Genomic DNA, 22,470 nt, shown 5'->3' with positions numbered 1-22,470 from the left:
TTCGTTCCAGCTACCGTCGCGCTCTGCGGGATGCGGCCGGTGCCTCCACCGGCGGCAACACCTCCATCAGCAGCTGCCCTTCGCTGGCGGTGATGCGCAGCTTGGTGCCGATGGCAAAGCCCAGTTGTTCCAGCCACAGGCCGCTGAGGCGGACGTGGGGCACGTGCTGGTCGCCGGCGTGGTCGTGGGCGCCGGGGTAGTGGGTGTAGCTGACGGTGCATTGGCGCGGGCGGCGGGCGCGGCGGGGTGCGCGTAGCGTGCCGGGGCCTTGCGGGGAGGCGTCCGGGTCGGGCGGCAGCATCGGTGGCAGCTTGCTGCGGTCGGGTTCCACAACGACCCACTGCACCCGCTTGGGTGGCGCGGGGCGCGTACGCGTGCGGGTGGGCCGTGCGTTGGCAGATGCGGTGGGTGGGCGGCGGCGTGTCATGGCGCCTCCGGGTGGTGGTTGGTGGATGCGGCGACGCGCTGCTGCAACGCCACGGCCTTGCGTACGAACCGGCGGCGCAAGGTGTGCGGCAACACAGCGGGCTGGCAACTCAGCGGATGCGCGGAATGGGCGCTCGCCCGCTCAACAGCTGCGCGTGCGGCGCGCCGGCGCAGCACCTCGCCCACATCCCACCGCAGGCAGTGAGCGGAAGCTGGCAACAGATCAACCGGTACAGATGCCGGCATGGATGGTGCGGTAGACATGGCAACGCCCTCCTGGAACAACCCAAGAACCGCCGCCAACGGCGACGGGATGTCGGGAGGTTCGAAACCGCTAAGAGCCGGCGGGCGTATTTCCCTTGCGGGTGTTGTATTAGCCGCCCTCCCGACGCAGGCATCGCATCGGCTTGTACCTGCAGGATGCAGGCACAAAAAACCCACCGGTTTGACGGAGGTGGGTACCGCTCTTAGAGGAGTTTCGACGCTCCTTGGGCCTAGATTGCAAGTACACGGTCTGGCGTGTCAACACACGCTGGCGGGTCTCGCGGCTGTGTGCGCCGCTGGCGCAGTTCCATAAGGGCCACTCAAGCCGGGTGCCGTCGCCTGATGAGTGCACCTGACCCCATCACGGACAGAACCGTTGTTTTCCAGCCAGGCTGGACCGGTGTCGCAATGCTCCTCGCTGCGCAGTTTGCATAGCTCTGCTGCAGGTTCCACGAACCGTGCCGCTACCCTTTATGATCGTCTCCAGCATGCGCCGCGCAGCGGAGAGAGACTTTGCAATGAGTAAGAAGAAGGAAGTCACCCCGCGCGACCCGCTGCACGGCACCCAAGTGATGAGCACTGTCGCCACTGGCGGCGGTGGCGGCGTTTTTCAGGCCCGCGTGGGCGCCCTGTACCTAGCTAACATGCTTACGGGCTTGCCTACAGCCTTTTGCTTGCACGGTGTCTGGGTTGAAGAACTGCGCTTTGAAGCTCGCTATAAAGGCGCTCACACTGACGATGTCTACTGTCGGCTCCGTGATCCCAAGGAAAGTTGGCTACAACTCGTCCAGTGCAAGCGAGGCCTCAATGCCACTGCTGGTAACACAGATTTTATCGACGGGCTGCAGGGTGCCTGGCGCGACTTCCTCGGTATCGAGAAGAGCCCTTTTGACCGCGGCTGTGACGTGCTGGTTCTTGCGACCATCGCTCCGGCGACGGCCGCTAACCAGGCAGCAAAGCGTCTTTGCGAACTTTCCCGTGCATCAGTAGATCTCGCTGACTACTTGCAGAAGGTGAACTCTAAGCTCTTCGACAAGAAGCACAAGGAAACCTGGGAAGCGTTCAAGACGGTCTCGAAGGAAACGTTGACCGACAAGTACACTGAGGAGCTTGTCTTCCAGCTGCTCCAGCGTCTTCGTGTTGACATTCATGACTTGGGCACCGAATCCTCACAGGAGCTCAGCCTCGTCCAAGCACTCTTGACCTCAGGGCAACCAAGTGACTCAGGAGAGCTGGTATGGGATGGCCTTGTCTCATATGTGCAAGAGCAAGGCATTTCAGTAGGGACTGTCACTCGAAGAACGTGGTCTCAGACGGCCAAAGAAGGATTGCAAGCGGCAATGAGCCGCCTGACTTCCTCGCGCGCACTGAGCAATATTGCTGAGCGTTTGACTCAGCGAGCCTTACTTCAACTCTCCCTCATCTCGACAAACCTGCCCAATGGCGCACACATCCCTAGAGGCGAGTGCTTAGGCCGTGTGTTGTCAGCACTCGATGACCGCCAACTCGTCATCATTACTGGCGGGCCGGGCGCAGGAAAGTCGGCGGTCGTCTCTGAGCTCGCTTCTTTGCGTCGTGAGTCCGGTCCATTGTTCTTCTTCAGGGCTGATGAGCTGGATGCGCCGACTTTGGCAGCAGTCCAGTCCCTGAACGGGCTTCAAGACCCGGTGCTGGGCATCGATACACTGCTGCACACAGGGGCACCCACTGTCATCATCGACTCGCTGGAGAAGGCTCTGGAGTCACAGAACCCAGGCGCGCTCGAAGAGCTGCTCGCACTTGTTCGCAAGAACAAGTCTTCGAGGCTCTGCATCACGACGCGCTCCTATGCTCTCAACGGACTGTACACAAACTTCCTCTATAGCTTTTCCAGCCAAGTCATAGACGTTCCTCTGCTCACGGACGCGGAGATTGCCACCGCGGTAGTCGCAAGCCCGCTTGAAGAGATTATCGCCAAAGACTTAGGTGTAAAAGAGGTTCTGCGCACGCCCTACTACCTGCAGCTTGCTTTCAAGTACGCCGCCGCAGGAACTGCACTACCAAGTGCTTCGGGAAACGACCTTAGGCGGGCGCTCTGGACAGAGCGAATTGCGCCCAGCAGAGGCCTTTCGGCCGCCATGCGCACAAGCCGTTTAGCGACCTTCGACCAAGTCTGCTACCTGCGCACCGAGCGATTTGCGCAGTTCGTCGAGCCCCCCCCGGACGTTGAAGCTGTGACGTCGCTCCTGCAAGACGCTGTGCTCGCGAAGGACGAGGCCGACCGAGTAGCCCCGGCACATGACGTCTTGGAGGATTGGTCGCTGTTCTTTCGAGTAGAACGTGAGGTGCGCTCCGCGGAGCGGGACTGGTTAGCGTTATTCACGAAGCTCGGCTCACATGCGGGCATGCGACGAGCTCTGCGCTCATGGACGGCTCAGAGATCGGCTGAAGGCGATGATGATGCCTACGCGCTCTTGGAGGCAGCTCTCCGGCCTGAATCGACGATTGCGCAGCTTTGGCGCGATGAGATAGCCATCGGGCTTCTGCGCTCTGAGCGAGTTGAGGAGCTGGTCGCAAAGCTTGGAAGCAATGGCACTTTCAGCAGCGCGGCTCTGCTTCAGCGCCTGTGTCACCTACTGAGGGTTGCTTGCAAGGGCCCGACCTCCATCGACTACTCGCACTTGGCGGCCGACTCCGCGAACAAAGAACTTCTTTCCCGGATCGGGATGGCTGCACCGGTAGGCAAGGCTTGGGACGTGATGATTGGGCTGGTCGCAACGGCATTCCCATCTCTGCCGCCGGAAGCCCACTCATGGGTTGTCCAACTCGCCGAGGATGCGGTCGCGCACGATGACGCTTGGCATAAGCCCAGCCCACGTGTGACCGACGTCTTTACTATGGCCGAGCGCTATTGTTGGCGAGACAACGACACATGGTACAGACAGCAGTCTCTCGGGCGGCGGTTCTACGAGCTCTTGTGTCGTTGCTCTGGAGCTGACCCCGCCAAGTTCAAGGTGTTCATCGATGCACTTGTTAAACGGATCTCCGAGGACCGAGAAGATCGCGACGTCTACGCCGAAGAGCGCTTGGAATTTCTTACAAACATCAAGCACTGTAGGGAGCCGATTTACTTCAACGCGGATTTAGTTCGCACTGCATTCTGGGTGCTCTACACCGAACATGGGCTTCGAGCCGAACGTCACTTCGATATGGTCGGCTGGGAGGCAGCAATGGGCCTCAGTCAGAGGGCAAGCCATGCATTCTTCCCTCCCTCCGTGCTGCAAGGACCTTTCCGGTGCCTTTTGCTCTACTCCTTTGCAAAGAGCATTCGCTTTGTCGTGCAGCTCTGCAATCACGCAGCCCTGTCATTTGCCAAATCGCATCCTGAGGAAGTCACCGTTCTTCCGCCGGAGCAAAGTCCCAACGGACGGGCCCACATCCACAACTGGCGACTTTGGGCTGCCTATCGCGGCCACTCCGTTTCCTGCTATGTGTTGAACTGCGCCCTTATGGCGCTGGAGGAAAGGCTGTTGGTCGAGGCGAAGGTGCAGCCGGAGATCATCTCGGAGGCACTCAAGTTCATCTTGGAGAGCGGCGAGTCGAGCTTCACTACAGGATTGGTGGCAGGCGTACTGATGGCGCATCCGAGCCTTGTCACTGAAAAGCTTCTGCCGCTCTTCAGCTGCCCGCAGCTCTTCGTCGACGACATCGCGCGTTACGTGGGAGAGTCGACTGCTTTAGCCATCCATGGTGGCCACGACGGCCTGGGCGAGGAGAGGCAAAAGGAGCGCATCGCCAGCAACCGGCTACCGCACAGGAAGCAGCACTTGGAGATGCTCCTACTTCAGTTGCAGATTATCCGCCCCGACCTCCGGGATGGCATCTTTGCGATACTCGATAAGCACATCGAAGATCTCAAATATGCCCAAGACGTGCCTGACGGTTGGCGCATGGGGCTCAAGCGCATGGACGCTCGAGGCATGAAGTTCGGCGAGCCAGTTGGCGATGGGAAGTTTGTACCTCTGGAAATCGCTAACCTCGAACCCGACCTGAAGCAAGTGAGCGACCAAGCGGAGTCAAGAAGTCAACTCATGAACCGGTTGGCGGCTGTCCGGCTTTGGGCGGGAACGGTGACGCAGCCAACGCTCCCCTCGTCCCAGGGGGCCGTAGACCGCTTCTCCTCCTCGTCTGAGGTGTATGAAGAGTTCCAGCGCCTTCTTGAAGAGATTGATGGGCAGGAAGAGGCCTTGCTGTGGGGTATGGATGACAACCTTCCTTGCGCGCTAATTCAGCGCTGGCCGACCGACACCTCGGGAGCGCTTCAATGGGCCAAAGACTATCTCCTCGAAGTTACCTCGAAGCGCCTGGACAACGACGCTTGGGTCCTTCGCAGCCCTGCGACGGGCGAGTTGAGAGCCAAGACGCTCGTCTTGCTGGCAAGCGTAGCCCCAAGCCACCCAAAACTGCCCGAGTCCCTCGCCAACATCATTACAGAGCCCGTCTGGAAGGTTCGCCGGGCAGGAGCCCTTGCCATCTCCGAGGTTCTGCGACCAAAGCAGCCTCTTCTCGCCGATATCCTGACTACGGCGCTGGCGCAGTACGCCGAAGCGCTCGACACCACAATCGGCGCCGCGCGAAGACGCAAGCCCGACTTCGTCGAAGAAGCGCGGAACGTAACCAGCAAGGGGCTAGTCGTAGCCCTTACAGGCGGGAATTTGGCGTCTAGACCTAGTCCCAGAAGCCTCGGCGCTGTCAAAGAGTGGACGATTGCACTCGATGCCGCCCGCAGTGAGACGCCAGAAACTTGGAGAGTCCAGGCGCTTACAACGCTTGCCCGCCTCATGGCCGATCAGGAAGGCAAGGCGCAAATTGATCGGTACGACCCAGACTATGTCGATTTCGAAGCGCGCTGGGAGGTGGGCGACCTATTGGCGTCTGAACTGCTAGTTCAGACCACCGACAAGACGCCGATCTTCGAAACCCTTGATTACTGCATCGAGCACGGCCCAGAGCTCACTGAAAGGGTGCTGGAGTCAACCCTTCGTGGGTGCATGAAGCAAGAGTACGCCAACGCGGATGCCTTCTGGCGGGTATGGGATCGGGCGGCAGCGAAAGTCCTTCTAGACGAGTCGTTGCACACTGGCTCGCGACACGTGTACAGCAAGAACGAGAAGCCGCTCGCCGTGCTGCTGTTTCAGTCCATTCCATGGACCAAGACCTTCCATGACTTGCCGCTGCTGCGAAACCGCCCTCGCTTCGTCGCCAACTGCCTTGTCGCAGCAGGTGACAGCTGGCACGCGCTCGAACATCTTCTTGCGCTAATGGCAGGTGTCGGAAGGTCAACAGCAGTGCCCTCCGCCTTAGGACAATTGAGGGACGCGATATCGAAGGCTCCTTCTGACTTATTCAACGAAGGAAGCATCCTCTGGCACACTGAGACGGTCTGCCAAGTAGCGGTGCACGAGCACCGTCAGGCGCTCCTACGAGACGTATCCCTCAGGCAGGCTACTCTGGAGGTGCTGGACAGGCTCGTAGAGGCCGGTTCGTCCTTGGCTTTTCAGTTGCGGGACTATCTAGCTACATCTTCACCGGTTATGCCTTCAACGCCTCCAGGCTCGAACTCAGCTGCTTAGCTTGTCAAACTTCGGTTAGCGGCGGATTCGCAGCGCCCAGATGTTCTTGAGCTTGTGAATAACGGTTCCAGGTTAACTTCTTTACCATCGCGCCCATACCGCCACTCGGCAGGCATGGGCACGACACGTTGGTGCCTAGAACTTGTAGGTCAGCCCCAGGTACGCCAGCCGGCCTGCGTAGCCGCCGGTATAGAAGCGCGCGCGGGTGTCCTCGCCCAGGTGCGCGCGGGACTCCTGCTTGGTCAGGTTCAGCATCGAGGCGGTGAGGCTGAGCGCCGGGGTGATGTTGTAGGCCGCATTGACATCGATCTGGTAGTACGGCTCCTCAAAGACGTTCAACCCGTTGACCAGGCCTTGCACCAGTTCGCCGCGACGGTTGTACGAGGCCCGCAGCAGCAGGCTGTCGGTCTCGTAGAACACGGTGAGGTTGGTCTGGTTCCTGGCGCTGCCCGGCATGGAGGTCTTGCCGGCCTCGGTGCCATCCTCCAGCCGCACCGCCGCCTTGCTGGCATCGTTGTAGGTGTAGTTGAACTGCGCACCAAGGCCAAACGGCAGCGTGTGCTGCGCGTACAGCTCCACACCCTGCGAGACCGCGTCCTGGCCGCCGGCCTGGGTGCTGTAGTTCTGCACGGTGACCGGTTGCCCGTCGACCATCATGTTGACGTCGCTGATCACGTCGACCGCGAAGTTCTCCACGTTCTTGCGGAACAGCCCCACACCCGCCACCGAACCCGGGTGGAAATACCATTCCAGCCCCAGGTCGAACTGGTTGGCCTTGTACGGCTCCAGGTTCTTGTTGCTGCCCGAGCCGTACCAGCCCTGCTCGCTGGCACCGCCGGTCAGGCGCCGGTCGGCCACGTACTCGGGGCTGTAAAACTCCAGGCTGCCGGGCGCGGCGATGTCGTTGTAGCTGGGGCGTGCAATCACTTTCGACGCCGCCGCGCGCAGCAGCAGGTTCTCGGTCAGGTCGTAGGCCAGGTTGAAACTCGGCAGCACGTCGGTGTAGTTGCGGTCCAGCCCGCTGACCACGAACGACTCGGTGCGTTGCACGCTGTCGGCCAAGCGCCAGTAGCCTTCGGTGCCGCAATAGGTGTCGGCCGGGGCGCCGCCGGGCATGGCGGCGCCCTGCTGGCAGGCCAGCGGATTGCCGTCGGCGCCATCGAAGAAGTAGTCGTTGTAGGCGCTCACCTTGTCGGTGGACTCGGCACGCTGGCCGGTACGCGCCACCCGCACGCCGACGTTGCCACGCAGCCGCTCGGTGTGGAAGTTGAGCTGCAGGTAGCTGGAATAGATCTCTTCGTCGACGTTGTAGACGAAGTTGTCTTCGTTGCGGGTCTGCATCGCGCCGTAGGTTTGGTTCAAGTAGCCGATGTAGCCCGGGAAGTTGATCGCCGGGAACGCGCTGGCGTTGACGCCGCCGGCCAGGTTGTCCTGCGCGAACAGCAGCCCCGGCGAGAACTGCGTGGCGATGGCATTGCAGCGCCCGTTCCAGTAGCGGTTGTCGTAGTCGCCCGGGTCGGTGCCTGGGCACACCCAGTAGTTGTTGCCCGTACTGCGGTGGATGCCGCCGTCGCGCCGTTTGATGCCGAACTGCAGCGAGTCGAAGACCTCGCCGTCGAAATGCCAGGTGGTATCGATCTGCGCGTACTGCTGCTGGTTGGTGTTGCGGGTCCAGGACGAGCCGGTCGAGCCCAGGTCGACCTGCAGGATGCCGTCGCGCAGGTTCTGCATCAGCTCCGGCGAGAAGGTCATGGACGGCGTGCCGGTCAGGTCCCAGGCGCTGGCGAAGTTGCCGTTGGTCCAGCTGCCATCGGCGTTCTGCAAGCGCGGTTTGATCGGCAGGGAAAACTGCAGCTCCGGCCCGCCCTTGGCCCAGGTGCGGCCAGCCTTGAACGCCACATCCACCTGCTCGCCACGCCATTCGCCGCCCAGGTCCACCGTCTGCGACAGCGATTTTTCGATGTTGTAGCTGCCGGTGATCTGCGGCGTCGGCACCGTGCAGTCGTCCGAGCCCCAGCCGCCCGGCGGCAGGCCGGCCGCGGCGGCCTCGGCCTCGCTGCAGTAGTAGGTCTTGCCCGGGCGCAGGCTGTAGGCGGCGCCAGTGACGATGGTGCCGCTGGGATCGAACTGCAGCCGGTCGAGCAGACGGCCGCCGCGCCAGTTGCCGTCGCCGTTGTAACGGGCGATGTTCCATTCGGGAATCTTGATGGTATTGGTCTGCGAGTTCTGCGACAGGTCGAAGCGGAAGTAGTTCGCGGTTAGGGTCAGGTCGTCGGTCGGCTTGAACTGCAAGGTCAGCTGCCCGCCCTTGCGCTCGCGCTCCTCGCGTTTGGCGCCCAGGCTGACCGCGGTCGGCATCATGAAACCGGTGGCGTAATTGCCGTCCTGGGTCCAGAAACCGGTCCCTCCCCACCAGTTGGCGTTGAAGTCCGACGGATTTCCGTTCACGTCGACCGCCGGGCCGACTTCATCGCGCCCGTACCACTGCCAGCTCTCGGTGCTGGCATCGAGCGTACGTGCGGTGCGCTTTTGCTGCGTGTAGCCAACGAAGACACCGAAGCGGTCGTCCTTGTCGTGCCAGGAATACGAACCGGAGAACTGCCCGTCGGTGTTCTTGCTGGTATCGGACCAGGTGCCCTCGGCGGAAACGAAGCCCGAATGTGGCTCCAGTTCCAGCGGGCGCCGCGTCTGCAGGATCACCGTGCCGCCGATGCCGCCTTCGTCGATGCGCGCTTCCGGGGTCTTGTACAGCTCCGCGCTACCCAGCAGGTTGGACGGCAGCAGCGTGTAGTTGAACGAGCGCGTCGGGTCGCCGTTGGACTCGGCGGTGGCGATGTAGTTGCCGTTCAATTCGGTCAGCACCAGCTCCGAGGACAGGCCGCGCACGCTGACGTTCTTGCCTTCACCGCCGTCGCGGCTGATGACCACGCCGGGCACGCGCTGCAGTGCATCGGCCACGTTCTTGTCGGGGAACTTGCCCACGTCCTCGGCGGTGATCACATCGACCACGGCGTTGGCGTTGCGCTTCTGCTCCAGGCTTTTTTCGATCGCGTAGCGGTAGCCGGTCACCGTCACCGCGTCCAGGTCCGTGGCCTGCACCGCGGCCTGGCCCGTGGGCGCCGGCGTGCCGTCGGCCTGCTGGGCGGCGGCGGTGGAGGCGACACTCGCGAACAAGGCGATGGCGATACCGGCAGACAGCGTGCTGCGGTGGCGTGCGAATGGCATGCAGTTCATGTCGATCATGCTCTCCCAAAGGTGATCGGATTCGGCGGATTTGCGTCGATCCAAACGATCGGACAGGAACGCCGCGCGAAGTGACACAGACATATCCGGTGCCGTTGCAGCGACCCGGTCCCCTCCTCTTACGTCCGCTATCGTGCAGACGCAATTAGATCGTTCTAATGCAATGGGAAACTAAGTATCACAGCCCATGCAGCTACGCATTCTGCCGCGCAGCAGGCCCGCAGCGTCGTGGGGCATCCACGATGTGCGAAAGGCTTGCCACGCTTGAGCGGTGCACGGTACAGCCTGCCTGCAGCAACGCGATCACGAACAGCAAAACGCCTCGCCCGCAACCAGACGCAAGCGGTTTGTCGAAGCGACTGCACTCCTCCCTTCATTCGCAACCGAGCTCAATAAGAGACAAGGCCGACATGCGTGTTGGTACACGCCAGGAGACGGCCCGCCACACGCCGCCTGGCTGCCATCGCCATCCAGGGATGTGCCGTGATGGCGAGTCATAAAGCATGTTTGGGGAGCCGAAGAGACGTCTCCCGGCAGCGCCCGTGCTCCTCAGCGAAGCCGGAGACCGAAGGCTGCGCCTGGACGTACCCTCACCCCAACCCCTCTCCCGCAGAAGAGGCGCTCAAAACCGCGCCGGCCGTGCGTTCTCTCTGCTCTCCTAAACGCAGGGCTGACGCCAGGTATCACTGAGTTTATTGAGACCTTTGCCGACCGCGGAACCGATCCCCGGCCGTGCACACCGCCCGCAACGAAGCCGGCAACTGAAGACCCATCCCCCGGAACGACAACTTTCTGGCGCCCCAACCAGGCGCATCTATCAAGTCCGCCGCGCTTGGGCCGATACCCCATGCATGGACAGATTGAGCATCATCGGACTGGTGCTGGCGATCGTGGCGATCGTCGGCGGCAGCGTATTGAAGGGCGCCGGCATTTCGTCGCTGTGGTCGCCGGCTGCCTTCGTGATCGTGATCGTCGGCACCGTGGCGGCAATCCTGCTGCATACCTCGCCGGCAGTTTTCCGGCGCGCGTTCAAGATTCTGCGCTGGGTGGTGCAGCCGCCGGCCAGCGACCGCCCGCAACTTGTCGCGCGGATCGTCGAGTGGAGCAACATCGCGCGGCGCCAGGGCCTGCTGGGCCTGGAAGACCAGTTGCCCCGTCAGAGCGACGCCTTCCTGCGCAAGGGCCTGCAGATGCTGGTGGATGGCGTGGAGCCCGAAGCCATGCGGCACATGCTCGAAATCGAAGTGGACAATCAGGAGCGTCAGGATCTTGCCGCGGCCAAGGTGTTCGAGGGCATGGGCATCTACGCCCCTACCCTGGGCATCATCGGCGCGGTGCTGGGGCTGATGGCGGTGATGAAGAACCTGGCCGACCCGGCCATGCTCGGGCACGGCATCGCGGCGGCCTTCACTGCCACCATCTACGGCATCGCCTCGGCCAACCTGCTGTTCCTGCCGGTGGCGGCCAAGCTCAAGAGCGTGATCCATTGCAGCACCAACGAACGCGAAATGGCGATCGAAGGGCTGATTGCGATCGCACAGGGCGAGAACCCGCGCAACATCGAGTCGAAATTGGCAGGCTACTTGCATTAACCCGCCATGGCCCGTCGTCGCAAACACCACGAAGAACATGGCAACCACGAAGCGTGGGCGATTCCGTACGCCGATCTGATGACGCTGTTGCTGGCGTTTTTCGTGGTGATGTACGCCATCTCCTCGCTCAACGAAGGCAAGTACAAGGTCATGGCGCAGGCGCTGACCACCGCTTTCGGCGGCTCGTCCACTGCCGCCAGCCCGGTGCAGATCGGCAAGACCCAGACCCTGGGCGCCGATTACGACCGCCCCTCGGTGATCAAGGCCGGCGCGCCGATGGCCGCCTCCAACGGTCCCACCGACCCCACCCTGCTGCCATCGATGGCTGCGCAGATGCGCATGCCGGTGTCGTTGCGCAACCAGGCGCAGCTGGCGCGTGCGCAGCGCCAGATGGATGCGGTGGCCCAGCAACTAGGCAAGACGCTGGCGCCGCTGATCGACAAGCAACTCATCACCATTCGCCGCAACGATCTGTGGATCGAGGTGGAGATCAACAGCGACATTCTGTTCGGCACCGGCTCGGCCACCCTGGCCGGCGGTGCGCGCGGCACCATGTCCACGCTTGCGGCGGTGCTGCGCGATGCGCCCAATGGCGTGCGTGTGGAGGGCTACACCGACAACCAGCCCATCGCCACTGCGCAATTTCCGTCCAATTGGGAGCTGTCGGCTGCGCGTGCGGCCAGCGTGGTGCATCTGTTTGCCGACGATGGCATCGCCCCGCAACGATTGGCGATGGTGGGCTATGGAGAATTCCGCGCACGTGCCGATAACTCAACCGAGGCGGGACGGAATGCGAACCGGCGTGTGGTGTTGATCATCCTCGCTGACTCAGCTGGCTCACTCGCACCCGATCCGCCATCGCAATTAAATGCGACCGCCGCCGGGGCGCCAAAGCTACCCAAGTCTGACGGCGGCCAAACGGCCGTCACCACCGAAAGCGGCACAAGTTCCGTCCCCGCCGTAATTCAAGGAGTGCAGTGAGATGCGTATCTGGGCAATCGCCAACCAAAAGGGCGGCGTCGGCAAGACCACCACGACGCTGGCACTGGGTCGCGGGTTGGCCGCGCTCGGCCACCGGGTGTTGTTGATCGACCTCGATCCGCACTCCTCGCTCACCCGCGCGTTCGGCGTGGCGATCGACCCGCCGCCGCGCGGAGTGCTGGACCTGTTCGGCACCCCGCCCAGCGACCTGGCCAGCCTGGCGCACGACAGCAGCATCCCCGGTCTGTCGTACGTCTGTGCCCAGGCCGCACTGGCCACCCTGGAACGCCGCAGCGCCAACCAGCCCGGCCTGGGCCTGGCATTGCAGAACGCCATGACCCGCCATGCCGGCCAGCACGATTACATCCTGCTCGACTGCCCCCCCACGCTCGGGCTGTTGATGATCAACGCCCTGGCGGCGTGCGACCGCGTGGTGGTGCCCACCCAGGCCGAGCCGCTCGCGCTGCATGGCCTGGCCAGCATGGTGCGCACCGCCGACATGGTGCAGCGTTCGCGCCGCCGCGAGTTGCCGGTGTCGATCCTGCCAACCCTGTTCGACCGCCGCACCCGCGCCGGCACCGAGACGCTCAAGGAAATGCAGGCCACCTACGGCCCGGTCGTCTGGGAAGACGCGGTGCCGGTGGACACCCGAATCTGCAATGCCGCCGCCCTGACCGTGCCCGCCGTTGGCGGCGACTATCAGGGCCGCGGCCTGTCCGCCTATCGCCGCGCGCTGGAATGGGTGCTGGCCGATGACGCGATGCGTATGGAGCAAGCCGCATGAGCAACCACACCGCCAACGGTGAGCTGGACGACTATCTGGAAGGCCTGCTGCACGATGCGGGCGTGGAAGCGCCCGCCGCCGTGGCAGTGGCCGGTGCGGCCGAGCCGCCGGTGATGCTGGCCGCGAGCGACGAAGACACCGTGGCCCTGGCCGACGCACAGGTGGCCATCACCGCCACCCCGGAGGTGATCGCCGCCGACCTGCTGGCCGACATGCATTCGGATCCGGCCTTCGGTGCGCCCGTGGTTGCCGCGCCCAGCGCCGCCGACATCGCCGCCGATTTCCTGGCCGAGATGGACGCCGACCCGGCCTTCGGCCCGCCGGTGATCGCCGGCCCCAGCGCCGCCGACATCGCCGCCGATTTCCTGGCCGAGATGGATGCCGACCCGGCCTTCGGTCCGCCGGTGGTTGCCGGCCCCAGTGCCGCCGACATCGCTGCCGATTTCCTGGCCGAGATGGACGCCGACCCGGCCTTCGGTCCGCCGGTGGTGGCCGGCCCCAGCGCCGCCGACATCGCTGCCGATTTCCTGGCCGAGATGGACGCCGACCCGGCCTTCGGTCCGCCGGTGGTGGCCGGCCCCAGCGCCGCCGACATCGCTGCCGATTTCCTGGCCGAGATGGATGCCGACCCGGCTTTTGCCGAGGCGACACCCAGCGCGTTCATGAGCACCGCCGATCTGATGGCCGAAATGGATGCCGATCCTGCCTTCGGCGCGCCGAGCTCCGCGGTCGATCTGCTCACTGCCGACCTGCTCGCAGAAATGGATGCCGACCCGGCGTTCGGGCTGGACGCCGCACCTGCCGTTGCGCCCGCGCCCGCGCCGGCACCCACCCCGCGTGCAGCGCCGGCACCGCCGCGCGCCGCACCCGGCCCGGTCTATCCGCAAGGCCTGCAGGCGCTGCTGGCCCCCGGCCAGGCCGACACGATCCACGCCGAGCGCCGTGCCAGCGAACGCAGCACCCGCTGGCTGCGTCTGCGCTGCGGCGAACAGACCTATGCGCTGGAACTGCTCAAGGTGCAGGAAGTGGTACTACCGGTCCCGTTGCTGCCGCTGCGCGGCACGCCCAGCGCGATGCTCGGCATCATGAACCTGCGTGGCCAGGTGGTGCCGGTGATCGACCTGGGCATCCATTTGGGCTCGACGCCGATCGACATGGACCTGCAAACGCGTGTGGTGGTACTGGAAGAAAACGGCGAAACCATGGGCCTGCGCGTGTCGGCCGTGGAAGATGTCACCAGCCTGACCGATCAGCAGATCGAGCCGCCGGACAACGCCCGCCTGTGCCGCATTTCCAACAACCTGTTCCGCGGTGTCGCGCGCCTGGGCCATCAGCCGATGATCCTGCTCGATGCCACGCACCTGCTGCATTGATACGCAGCTTGCACAATCTGGCGTGTTGCCGATTCACCGTTAAAGCTTTTCCGCCTTCCGCCGTTAGTACGCATAGAACCATCCGTTCGGAGCAACAATGAGCACAGTGACATTGGGTGAGGATCTCGGCATCGAGACCAGCGCCGACCTCAAGCAGAAGCTTGCCGGATTCCTCACCCAGGACGGCGACCTGGTGCTTGATGCCGGTGAAGTCCGGCGTATCCACACCGCCAGCGTGCAGTTGCTCTGCGCCTTTGTGCAGAGCCGCCGCCAGGCCGGTCTGCACACCGAGTTCGATGGCTGCAACGACACTTTTAGAGATGCGGCACGTCTGCTCGGCGTCACCGACGCACTGGGGCTTTCCGCATCCAATGACAACCTGAAATCTGTGGAGAACGCCGCATGAGCGCACGTATCTTGGTGGTGGACGATTCGGCGTCGATGCGCCAGATGGTCTCTTTCGCCCTCACCTCTGCCGGCTTTGCCGTCGAAGAAGCCGAAGACGGCGCCGTTGCGCTGGGCCGCGCGAAGGGCCAGCGCTTCAATGCGGTGGTCACCGACGTCAACATGCCCAACATGGACGGCATCTCGCTGATTCGCGAGCTGCGCCAGCTGCCGGACTACAAGTTCACCCCGATGCTGATGCTCACCACCGAGTCGGCGGCCGACAAGAAGTCCGAAGGCAAGGCGGCCGGTGCCACCGGCTGGCTGGTCAAGCCGTTCAATCCGGAACAGCTGATCGCCACCGTCCAGAAGGTTCTGGGTTAATTCCTTTTCGCTTCACTTTCGGATTTCACGCCCATGAGCATGGACCTGCAACGTTTCCACGCCACCTTTTTCGAGGAAAGCCGCGAAGGGCTCGATGCGATGGAGGCCGGGCTGCTGTCCCTTGAAGAGGGCAACCGCGACCCGGAAATCATCAACTCGGTGTTCCGTGCCGCGCACTCCATCAAGGGCGGCGCTGCCACGTTCGGGTTCGAGGCCGTGGCCGGCCTGACCCACGTGCTGGAGACGCTGCTGGACGAGTTGCGCTCCAACAAGCGCCAGCTCGAACCCAATGCGGTCGATGCCATGCTCGGCTCGGTCGACGTGCTGCGCGCCTTGCTGCGCGAAGCCGAACACGGCACGCCGGCCGACCCGGCCGCGGTCAAGGCCGTGCACACGCGCCTGAACGCGGTGCTGGCCGGCGAAGCCCCGGCAGCCGCCGCAGTTGCCAAGCCGAAGGAAGAAGAGCCCGAAGCCTGGCACATCGGCTTCACCCCGGCGCCGTCGCTATTCATGAGCGGCAACGATCCGCTGCGCATCATCCGCGAGCTGGAGCATCTGGGCCCGCTGCAGATTGCCGCACGCCTGGAGCGCATGCCCGGCTTTGAAAACATCGACCCGCTGGAAGCCTATCTGGCGTGGGATCTGGGCCTGATCGGCAAGATCCCGCGCAGCAAGATCGAAGACACCTTTGCCTGGGTCGTGGACGACTGCGAACTGGACATCCGCCCGATGGCAGTGCCCGGCCCGCCGCCGAGCCTGGCCGTGGACGCGCCGGCCGCACCGGTGGCCGCCGCAGCTCCGGCGGCTCCGGCCGCTGCTGCCGAGCCGGTGGCTGCTGCTGCCGCAACGCCGGCCAAGGCTGCGGCTGCCGAAGCGGAAAGCTCGATCCGCGTCAGCGTCGACAAGGTCGACGCGCTGATCAACCTGGTCGGCGAACTCGTCATTACCCAGGCCATGCTCAAGCAGGTCTCCACCGGCCTGGACCCGGCGCATGCCGAGCGTCTGTTTGCCGGCCTGGACCTGCTCGAACGCAATACCCGTGACCTGCAGGAAGCGGTCATCGGCGTGCGCATGCTGCCCGTCGATGCGGTGTTCCGTCGCTTCCCGCGGCTGGTGCGCGACCTGTCCAGCCGTCTCGGCAAGCAGGTGCGCCTGCGCACGATCGGCGAAGGCACGGAACTGGACAAGGGCCTGATCGAAAAGATCGCCGACCCGCTCGTCCACCTGGTGCGCAACTCGATCGACCACGGTCTGGAAATGCCCGATGCGCGTCGCGCCTCCGGCAAGGACGAGACCGGCACCATCACGCTGGCGGCCTCGCATCAGGGCGGCCACATCGTGATCGAGGTCAGCGACGACGGCCGTGGCCTCAACCGCGCCAAGATCCTGGAAAAAGCCGCCGAACGCGGCATTGCGGTGCCGGACAACCCGACCGATTCGCAGGTGTGGGACCTGATCTTCGCACCCGGCTTCTCCACCGCCGATGCGGTCACCGACCTGTCTGGGCGTGGCGTGGGCATGGACGTGGTCCGCCGCAACATCCAGGGCCTGGGCGGCGAAGTGCAGCTGGAAAGCAATGCCGGCAGCGGCACCCGCGTGCTGATCCGTCTGCCGCTGACCCTGGCCATCCTGGACGGCATGACCGTGTCGGTGGCTGGCGAAACCCTGATCCTGCCGCTGGCCTATGTGCTCGAAGCCCTGCAGCCGGCCGCCGAAGACATCCGCTCGATGGCCGGCGACGGCCGTGTGTTGCGGGTCCGCGGCGAGTATCTGCCGATCCTGTCGCTCACCAACTACTACGGCTTCGGCGGGCAGCAGTCCTCGCAGGAACCGTTGGTGGTGGTGGTCGAAGGCGATGGCCAGAAGATCGCGCTGGAAGTGGACGAACTGCTCGGCCAGCAACAGGTCGTGGTCAAGAACATCGAAAACAACTACCGCCGCATCCCGGGCGTCTCCGGCGCCACCATCCTCGGCGATGGCCGGGTGTCGCTGATCGTGGACATCGGTGGCCTGGTGCGCTCGCTGAAAGTGCCGCAGGCCGCGTAACGCAACACCCTGCGGCAGGGACGCCGCAGTGCAAGGCTCCATGAGACGGCCGCCGAGCGGCCTGACCCGGAGCGATCGCCGGCAGTATGGGGACTGCCGGCATCAGTGACACCCGTCCGGCCCGACACGACCGACGGAGATTCTGGCCCTTTGTCCGGATCTTTCGACTCTGCCATCGTCTTTGGCCCGTCTGGTGACGGGCGCCCACGAGGCCAGTCGTTCTCTGCAACACGAGAAGACCACTATGAACTGGTTCCGCAATCTTGCCGTTGCCCGCAAGCTGGCCGTGGCGTTTTCCTTTACCGCATTGATCACCCTGAGCCTGGGCGTGTTTGCGCTTGCGCGCATGCAGTCGAGCGCGCACCTGTTGCGCGAGATCGGCAATGTATGGGCGCCGGCAGTGCAGCAGCTGAGCGAAATGCGCGCGCTGCTTGGCGAATTCCGCACCTACGAGCTGGCCCAGCTGGCGCACGCCGACGACCCGAAGGCGGTGCAGAATTATTTCGAACGCATGGACAAGGCGCGTGCCGACGTGGACGCCGCGCAGAGCGCCTATGCCAAGACCACCACGCCGGGCAAGGAGGCCGAGCTGTATGGCGAGGTCAAACAGAAGCTGGCCGATTACTACAAGGCCAATGCTGCGCTCAGTGCCGCGGTGCGTGCCGGAGATGTGGTCACCGCAAACAGCGTGTCCGACGAGCAATCGCGGCCGGCGCGGCGCGACCTGTTCGCCAAGCTGGTGGAACTGACCAAGTTCAATACCGCTCACATGAACGATGAGATCGCCTCGGCCGAGGCCACCTATCAGCGCTCAGTCAAGGTGATGATTGCAGCAATGGCGCTGGCGGTCCTGCTGGCCGCCTCTGCCGGCTGGTTCATCGCCCGCAGCATCGCCGACCCGCTCGGCCGTGCGACCCGCGTGGCCGGTGCCATCGCCCAGGGCAAGCTGGATAACATCATCCAGGTCGATAGCCGCGACGAAGCCGGGCAATTGCTGCACAGCATGCAGGGCATGCAGCAGCAGTTGCAGGCCGTGCTGGCCGCCCAGTCGGAGATGGCGCAACGCCATGACGCCGGACAGATCAGCTACCGCATGGATCCGCAGGCATTTCCCGGCGATTTCGGCACGATGGTGCACGACACCAACAGCCTGGTCGGTGCGCATGTCACTGTGCAGAACAGCCTGGCGCAGATCATGTCGCGCTATGCCATCGGCGACCTGAGCCAGGACATGCAGCGCCTGCCCGGCGAAAAGGCCGTGCTCAGCGACACCATGGACACCGTCAAGGCGAACCTTTCGGCGATGAACCGCGAGATCAAGACGCTGGCCCAGGCCGCCGCCAACGGCGATTTCAGCGTGCGCGGCGATGCGCAGCGCTTCCAGTACGACTTCCACGCCATGGTGGACAGCCTCAACCAGCTGATGGCCACCGCCGACGCCAACCTGGCCTCGCTGTCCAAGGTGCTGCAGGCCATTGCCGCCGGCGATCTGAGCGAGCGCATGCACGGGCAGTTCCATGGCGTGTTCGCGCAGATGCGCGACGATGCCAATGCCACCACCGAGCAGCTCTCGGGCATCGTCGGGCGCATCCAGCACGCCACCACCTCGATCAATACCGCCGCCAGCGAAATCGCCGCCGGCAACCAGGATCTGTCGCAGCGCACCGAGCAGCAGGCGGCCAACCTGGAAGAAACCGCCGCCTCGATGGAAGAGCTCACCTCCACCGTCAAACAGAATGCCGAGCATGCACGCCAGGCGAACCAGTTGGCGATCGGCGCGGCGTCGGTCGCCTCGCAGGGCGGCAGCGTGGTGGCGCAGGTGGTGACCACCATGTCCGGGATCGAAGTCTCTTCGAAGAAGATCGCCGAGATCATCAGCGTCATCGACGGCATCGCCTTCCAGACCAACATCCTGGCCTTGAACGCGGCGGTGGAAGCCGCGCGCGCCGGTGAGCAGGGACGCGGGTTTGCGGTGGTGGCCTCGGAAGTGCGCACACTGGCGCAGCGCAGCGCCGGCGCCGCGAAGGAGATCAAGCACCTGATCGATGACTCGGTGGGCAAGGTGGCCGAAGGCTCGGCACTGGTGGACCAGGCTGGCAAGACCATGGCCGACATCGTGGCCAGCGTGCAACGCGTCACCGACATCATGGGCGAGATCTCCGCCGCCTCGCAGGAACAGTCGGCCGGGATCGAGCAGGTCAACCTCACCGTGACCCAGATGGATGAAGCCACCCAGCAGAACGCGGCGCTGGTGGAAGAAGCCACCGCCGCCGCACGCGCAATGGAAGAACAGGCCGGCCAGCTGTCCGACGCGGTGGCGATCTTCAAGCTTCAGCCCACCGCCACCGTGGCGATGGCAGTGGCCCGCCCCGCTCCGGCGCCGGTCAAGGCCGTCAAAAAGCCCGCCGACAAGCATGCCGCGGCCGCCACGCCGACAGCCACCATGCGTCCGGCGCGCCCGGCCCTGGCAGCGGCTGCCAACGGCGACACCAGCTGGCACGAGTTCTGACGCCCGCGCCCGCCTCGGCGGCCATTGCAGCCTTCACGATCAAGCCCCGGCAGCGATGCCGGGGCTTGATGGTTTCTGCGGGGGATGCAGTGACCCACTCGTCCATCCCCACGCGCGCCGATCATCGACGCCGCACACCTCGCCGGGCGCGGCCTATGCGCGCGCCATGCATGCCGCTGCAGCGCCGACTGCGCTCGCCACACGACTGAACGCGAGCATGCTGCAGTGCAGCATCAGGACTTAAGAATTCAGGCTAGCGCACGCTACCGGTGTATCTCTTTCCCACCCTCCCCAAGAGAACACCATGACATTCCTGCATTCCCTGACCGTCGGGCGACGCCTGGCGTTGGCATTCGCGTTGCTGATCGTGCTGCTGGCCGGCTCCACCACCCTGGCCTTGCACGAATTCAAGACCGTCAAGAACCAGGTCTCCATCATCATCGAGGTCAACAACCGCAAGGCCGCGTTGCTCAACCAGATGCGTGAAAGCAACATGCTTGGCGAGCGCTACATGCGCGACTTCATGCTGGCGACGCCGCAGCAGTTACCCGCCGTCGAGGCACAGCTCAAGGCCAACCGCACGCATTACGCGCAGCTATGGGACGCGCTCAAGCAGCTGCCTACCGACGCCGACGGCATGCGCGCACGCCAGGCCATCGAAGACAGCCTGACCGCGGCACGCGCCACCAACAACCGCCTGCTCGGCATGGTGCGCGAGGGCAACCTGGACGGTGCCAAGCAACTGTTGAACGGCCAGGCGCAACCGTTGCTGGAACGCCGCTCCAAGGCGATTGCCGCAGCGGTGCACCTGCAGAACCAGCAGAATGCCGCCGGTGCCGACACCATCCTGAGCAGCGTCGCGCTGGCCAACCGTGCCCTGATTGCGTTCGGCCTGGTGTCCGCTGGCCTGGCGGCCGCACTGGCGTGGCTGATCTCGCGCAGCCTGGTACGCCCGCTCCGGCAGGCCACGCAGGTCGCCGAGGCGATCGCACACGGTGAACTGGACAACCCGATCGGCCCGCAACCCGGTGATGAGCCTGGTCAATTATTGACCAGCATGCGCGGCATGCAGGATCAGCTCAAGGCCGTGGCCGCCGCACAGCAGGAAATGGCACGCCGGCACGAGGCAGGCCAGCTCAGCTTCCGCATGGACCAGGACGCCTTCCCCGGCGAATACGGCAGCATGGTGCGCGACACCAACGCCTTGGTCGAATCGCACATTGCAGTGAAGATGCGGCTGGCGCAGATCATGTCGCGCTACGCCATTGGTGACCTGAGCCAGGACATGGACCGCCTGCCCGGCGAAAAGGCCGTGCTCAGCGACACCATGGATGCGGTCAAGCGCAATCTTTCGGCAATGAACGACGAAATCAAGCTGCTGGCGCAGGCCGCGGCCAATGGCGATTTCAGCGTACGCGGCGATACGCAGCGCTTTCAGCACGATTTTCTGGCGATGGTGCAGAGCCTCAATCAGTTGATGGCCACCGCCGACGGCAATCTGGGTGCGTTGTCCAAGGTGCTGCAGGCCATTGCCGGCGGCGACCTGACCGAGCGCATGCACGGCCAGTTCCATGGCGTGTTCGCGCAGATGCGCGATGACGCCAACGCCACCACCGAGCAGTTGTCCGGCATCGTCGGACGCATCCAGCACGCCACCGCTTCGATCAACACGGCGGCCGGCGAAATTGCCGCCGGCAACAACGATCTGTCGCAACGCACCGAACAGCAGGCCGCCAACCTGGAAGAAACCGCTGCCTCGATGGAGGAGCTCACCTCCACCGTCAGGCAGAATGCCGAAGGTGCCCGCCAGGCCAACCAGCTCGCCATTGGCGCCGCCGCGGTCGCCTCGCAGGGCGGCGCCGTGGTCGACAAGGTCGTGGCGACCATGGCCGACATCGAAATCTCGTCCAGGAAGATCGCCGACATCATCAGCGTGATCGACGGCATCGCCTTCCAGACCAACATCCTGGCCTTGAACGCGGCGGTGGAAGCGGCGCGCGCCGGCGACCAGGGCCGCGGCTTTGCGGTGGTGGCCTCGGAAGTGCGCACCTTGGCGCAGCGCTCTGCCGGTGCAGCGAAAGAGATCAAACACCTGATCGACGACTCGGTCGGCAAGGTGGCCGAAGGCGCGGCGCTGGTGGACCAGGCCGGCACCACCATGAGCGAGATCGTGGCCAGCGTGCAACGCGTCACCGACATCATGGGCGAGATCTCCGCCGCCTCGCAGGAGCAGTCGGCCGGGATCGAGCAGGTCAACCTCACCGTCACTCAGATGGATGAAGCCACCCAGCAGAACGCCGCGCTGGTGGAAGAAGCCACGGCGGCCGCGCGGGCGATGGAAGAACAGGCGGGCCAGCTGGCCGATGCCGTGTCGATCTTCAAGACCCATCCCGGCGCAACCCAGCCGGCGGCGACGCACCGCCCTGCCCCGCGGCACCTGGCAAGCGTCGCCTCGACGGTCGCTCCCCGGCAGCCCGGATCTGCGACAGCCAGGCCTGCAGCCAGATCCGCCGCGGCGCAGCGGCCGGCCTTGGCAGCCGCTGCCGACAACGATGCGAGCTGGCGCGAGTTTTAAGTCCACGGCTGCTGAACCCCTCTCCCCCCCGGGAGCGGGGTTGGGGGTGACGGGACGGCCCGACGCAACAGCGCCAGACAGCGCACAACCCGGCGCTTCACGATCCGTCGAAACGCCCCGGCCACCCCCGGGGCGTTCTGCTATCCGGCCACAGAACCCCATCGCCGCGTACTTCACCAGGCCACCAATTCACCACGCTGCAGTGCCGTTGGTCGAAAGGTGATTAAGCACAAGCGTCTGCGGCCGATACACATGGCACTGAGGGCCGCATCGCCCGCGCATCGTTGAAGGAGCTCC

The 22,470-nt window shown here is 64.3% G+C and carries 13 protein-coding genes; 10 read left to right on the top strand and 3 right to left on the bottom strand.

Going from position 1 to position 22,470, the window contains the following annotated elements; genetic code table 11:
* Window positions 1–10 precede the first annotated feature (10 nt).
* Together ACCQ12_RS09545 and ACCQ12_RS09540 are read right to left on the bottom strand one after the other, a co-directional pair.
* Window positions 11–427: a SymE family type I addiction module toxin gene (locus ACCQ12_RS09545; RefSeq protein ID WP_372383462.1), complete on the bottom strand. Its 417-nt coding sequence runs from the start codon at window positions 425–427 to the stop codon at window positions 11–13.
* Entirely contained in the window at window positions 424–690 is a 267-nt protein-coding gene (locus ACCQ12_RS09540; protein WP_372383461.1) for a hypothetical protein, read from the bottom strand. Before ACCQ12_RS09540 ends, ACCQ12_RS09545 begins: the two co-directional genes overlap by 4 nt.
* Window positions 691–1,208: 518 nt before the next feature.
* Between ACCQ12_RS09540 and ACCQ12_RS09535 the strand changes: the two genes are divergently transcribed.
* On the top strand, window positions 1,209–6,302 hold the full coding sequence (locus ACCQ12_RS09535; RefSeq protein WP_372383460.1) for a hypothetical protein: 5,094 nt from the start codon (window positions 1,209–1,211) through the stop codon (window positions 6,300–6,302).
* A gap of 135 nt (window positions 6,303–6,437) precedes the next feature.
* Here ACCQ12_RS09535 and ACCQ12_RS09530 read toward each other — a convergent pair whose 3' ends face one another.
* Complete coding sequence (locus ACCQ12_RS09530) at window positions 6,438–9,590, bottom strand: TonB-dependent receptor (RefSeq protein WP_372383588.1); 3,153 nt, start codon at window positions 9,588–9,590, stop codon at window positions 6,438–6,440.
* A gap of 806 nt (window positions 9,591–10,396) precedes the next feature.
* On the opposite strand from ACCQ12_RS09530, the gene ACCQ12_RS09525 reads away from it, so the two are divergent.
* The 9 genes from ACCQ12_RS09525 (at window position 10,397) to ACCQ12_RS09485 (ending at window position 22,173) form a co-directional block, all read left to right on the top strand.
* Window positions 10,397–11,137: a flagellar motor protein gene (locus ACCQ12_RS09525; protein ID WP_039565224.1), complete on the top strand. Its 741-nt coding sequence runs from the start codon at window positions 10,397–10,399 to the stop codon at window positions 11,135–11,137.
* A 6-nt stretch (window positions 11,138–11,143) separates the two neighbouring features.
* A complete protein-coding gene (gene motD / locus ACCQ12_RS09520) occupies window positions 11,144–12,118 on the top strand; it encodes a flagellar motor protein MotD (protein WP_372383459.1) in 975 nt (324 codons plus the stop codon).
* 1 nt (window position 12,119) lies between these two features.
* Window positions 12,120–12,902 carry a ParA family protein gene (locus ACCQ12_RS09515; RefSeq protein WP_099206847.1) on the top strand — a complete coding sequence of 261 codons (783 nt, stop codon included), beginning with the start codon at window positions 12,120–12,122 and terminating at the stop codon, window positions 12,900–12,902.
* Window positions 12,899–14,275, top strand: a complete 1,377-nt coding sequence (locus ACCQ12_RS09510; protein ID WP_372383458.1) for a chemotaxis protein CheW — start codon at window positions 12,899–12,901, stop codon at window positions 14,273–14,275. The genes ACCQ12_RS09515 and ACCQ12_RS09510 overlap by 4 nt, the downstream gene beginning before the upstream one ends.
* A gap of 97 nt (window positions 14,276–14,372) precedes the next feature.
* On the top strand, window positions 14,373–14,681 hold the full coding sequence (locus ACCQ12_RS09505; protein ID WP_039413671.1) for an STAS domain-containing protein: 309 nt from the start codon (window positions 14,373–14,375) through the stop codon (window positions 14,679–14,681).
* A complete protein-coding gene (locus ACCQ12_RS09500; protein ID WP_002806565.1) occupies window positions 14,678–15,043 on the top strand; it encodes a response regulator in 366 nt (121 codons plus the stop codon). The genes ACCQ12_RS09505 and ACCQ12_RS09500 overlap by 4 nt, the downstream gene beginning before the upstream one ends.
* 33 nt (window positions 15,044–15,076) lie before the next feature.
* Complete coding sequence (locus ACCQ12_RS09495; protein WP_184557524.1) at window positions 15,077–17,089, top strand: chemotaxis protein CheA; 2,013 nt, start codon at window positions 15,077–15,079, stop codon at window positions 17,087–17,089.
* A gap of 244 nt (window positions 17,090–17,333) precedes the next feature.
* Complete coding sequence (locus tag ACCQ12_RS09490) at window positions 17,334–19,598, top strand: methyl-accepting chemotaxis protein (RefSeq protein WP_372383457.1); 2,265 nt, start codon at window positions 17,334–17,336, stop codon at window positions 19,596–19,598.
* A gap of 304 nt (window positions 19,599–19,902) precedes the next feature.
* Window positions 19,903–22,173 carry a methyl-accepting chemotaxis protein gene (locus ACCQ12_RS09485; RefSeq protein ID WP_372383456.1) on the top strand — a complete coding sequence of 757 codons (2,271 nt, stop codon included), beginning with the start codon at window positions 19,903–19,905 and terminating at the stop codon, window positions 22,171–22,173.
* The last annotated feature ends 297 nt before the right edge of the window (window positions 22,174–22,470 follow it).

Source organism: Xanthomonas sp. NCPPB 1068 (assembly GCF_041479385.2).
Lineage (GTDB): Bacteria > Pseudomonadota > Gammaproteobacteria > Xanthomonadales > Xanthomonadaceae > Xanthomonas > Xanthomonas cannabis.
Note: the sequence above shows the minus strand (reverse complement) of the source record. Positions and strands in the feature narration are given on the sequence as shown.

Coding starts and splice junctions, on each gene's coding strand:
- ACCQ12_RS09545 (WP_372383462.1), bottom strand. CDS start 427: ATGACACGCCGCCGCCCACCCACCGCATCTGCCAACGCACGGCCCACC.
- ACCQ12_RS09540 (WP_372383461.1), bottom strand. CDS start 690: ATGTCTACCGCACCATCCATGCCGGCATCTGTACCGGTTGATCTGTTG.
- ACCQ12_RS09535 (WP_372383460.1), top strand. CDS start 1,209: ATGAGTAAGAAGAAGGAAGTCACCCCGCGCGACCCGCTGCACGGCACC.
- ACCQ12_RS09525 (WP_039565224.1), top strand. CDS start 10,397: ATGGACAGATTGAGCATCATCGGACTGGTGCTGGCGATCGTGGCGATC.
- motD (WP_372383459.1), top strand. CDS start 11,144: ATGGCCCGTCGTCGCAAACACCACGAAGAACATGGCAACCACGAAGCG.
- ACCQ12_RS09515 (WP_099206847.1), top strand. CDS start 12,120: ATGCGTATCTGGGCAATCGCCAACCAAAAGGGCGGCGTCGGCAAGACC.
- ACCQ12_RS09510 (WP_372383458.1), top strand. CDS start 12,899: ATGAGCAACCACACCGCCAACGGTGAGCTGGACGACTATCTGGAAGGC.
- ACCQ12_RS09505 (WP_039413671.1), top strand. CDS start 14,373: ATGAGCACAGTGACATTGGGTGAGGATCTCGGCATCGAGACCAGCGCC.
- ACCQ12_RS09500 (WP_002806565.1), top strand. CDS start 14,678: ATGAGCGCACGTATCTTGGTGGTGGACGATTCGGCGTCGATGCGCCAG.
- ACCQ12_RS09495 (WP_184557524.1), top strand. CDS start 15,077: ATGAGCATGGACCTGCAACGTTTCCACGCCACCTTTTTCGAGGAAAGC.
- ACCQ12_RS09490 (WP_372383457.1), top strand. CDS start 17,334: ATGAACTGGTTCCGCAATCTTGCCGTTGCCCGCAAGCTGGCCGTGGCG.
- ACCQ12_RS09485 (WP_372383456.1), top strand. CDS start 19,903: ATGACATTCCTGCATTCCCTGACCGTCGGGCGACGCCTGGCGTTGGCA.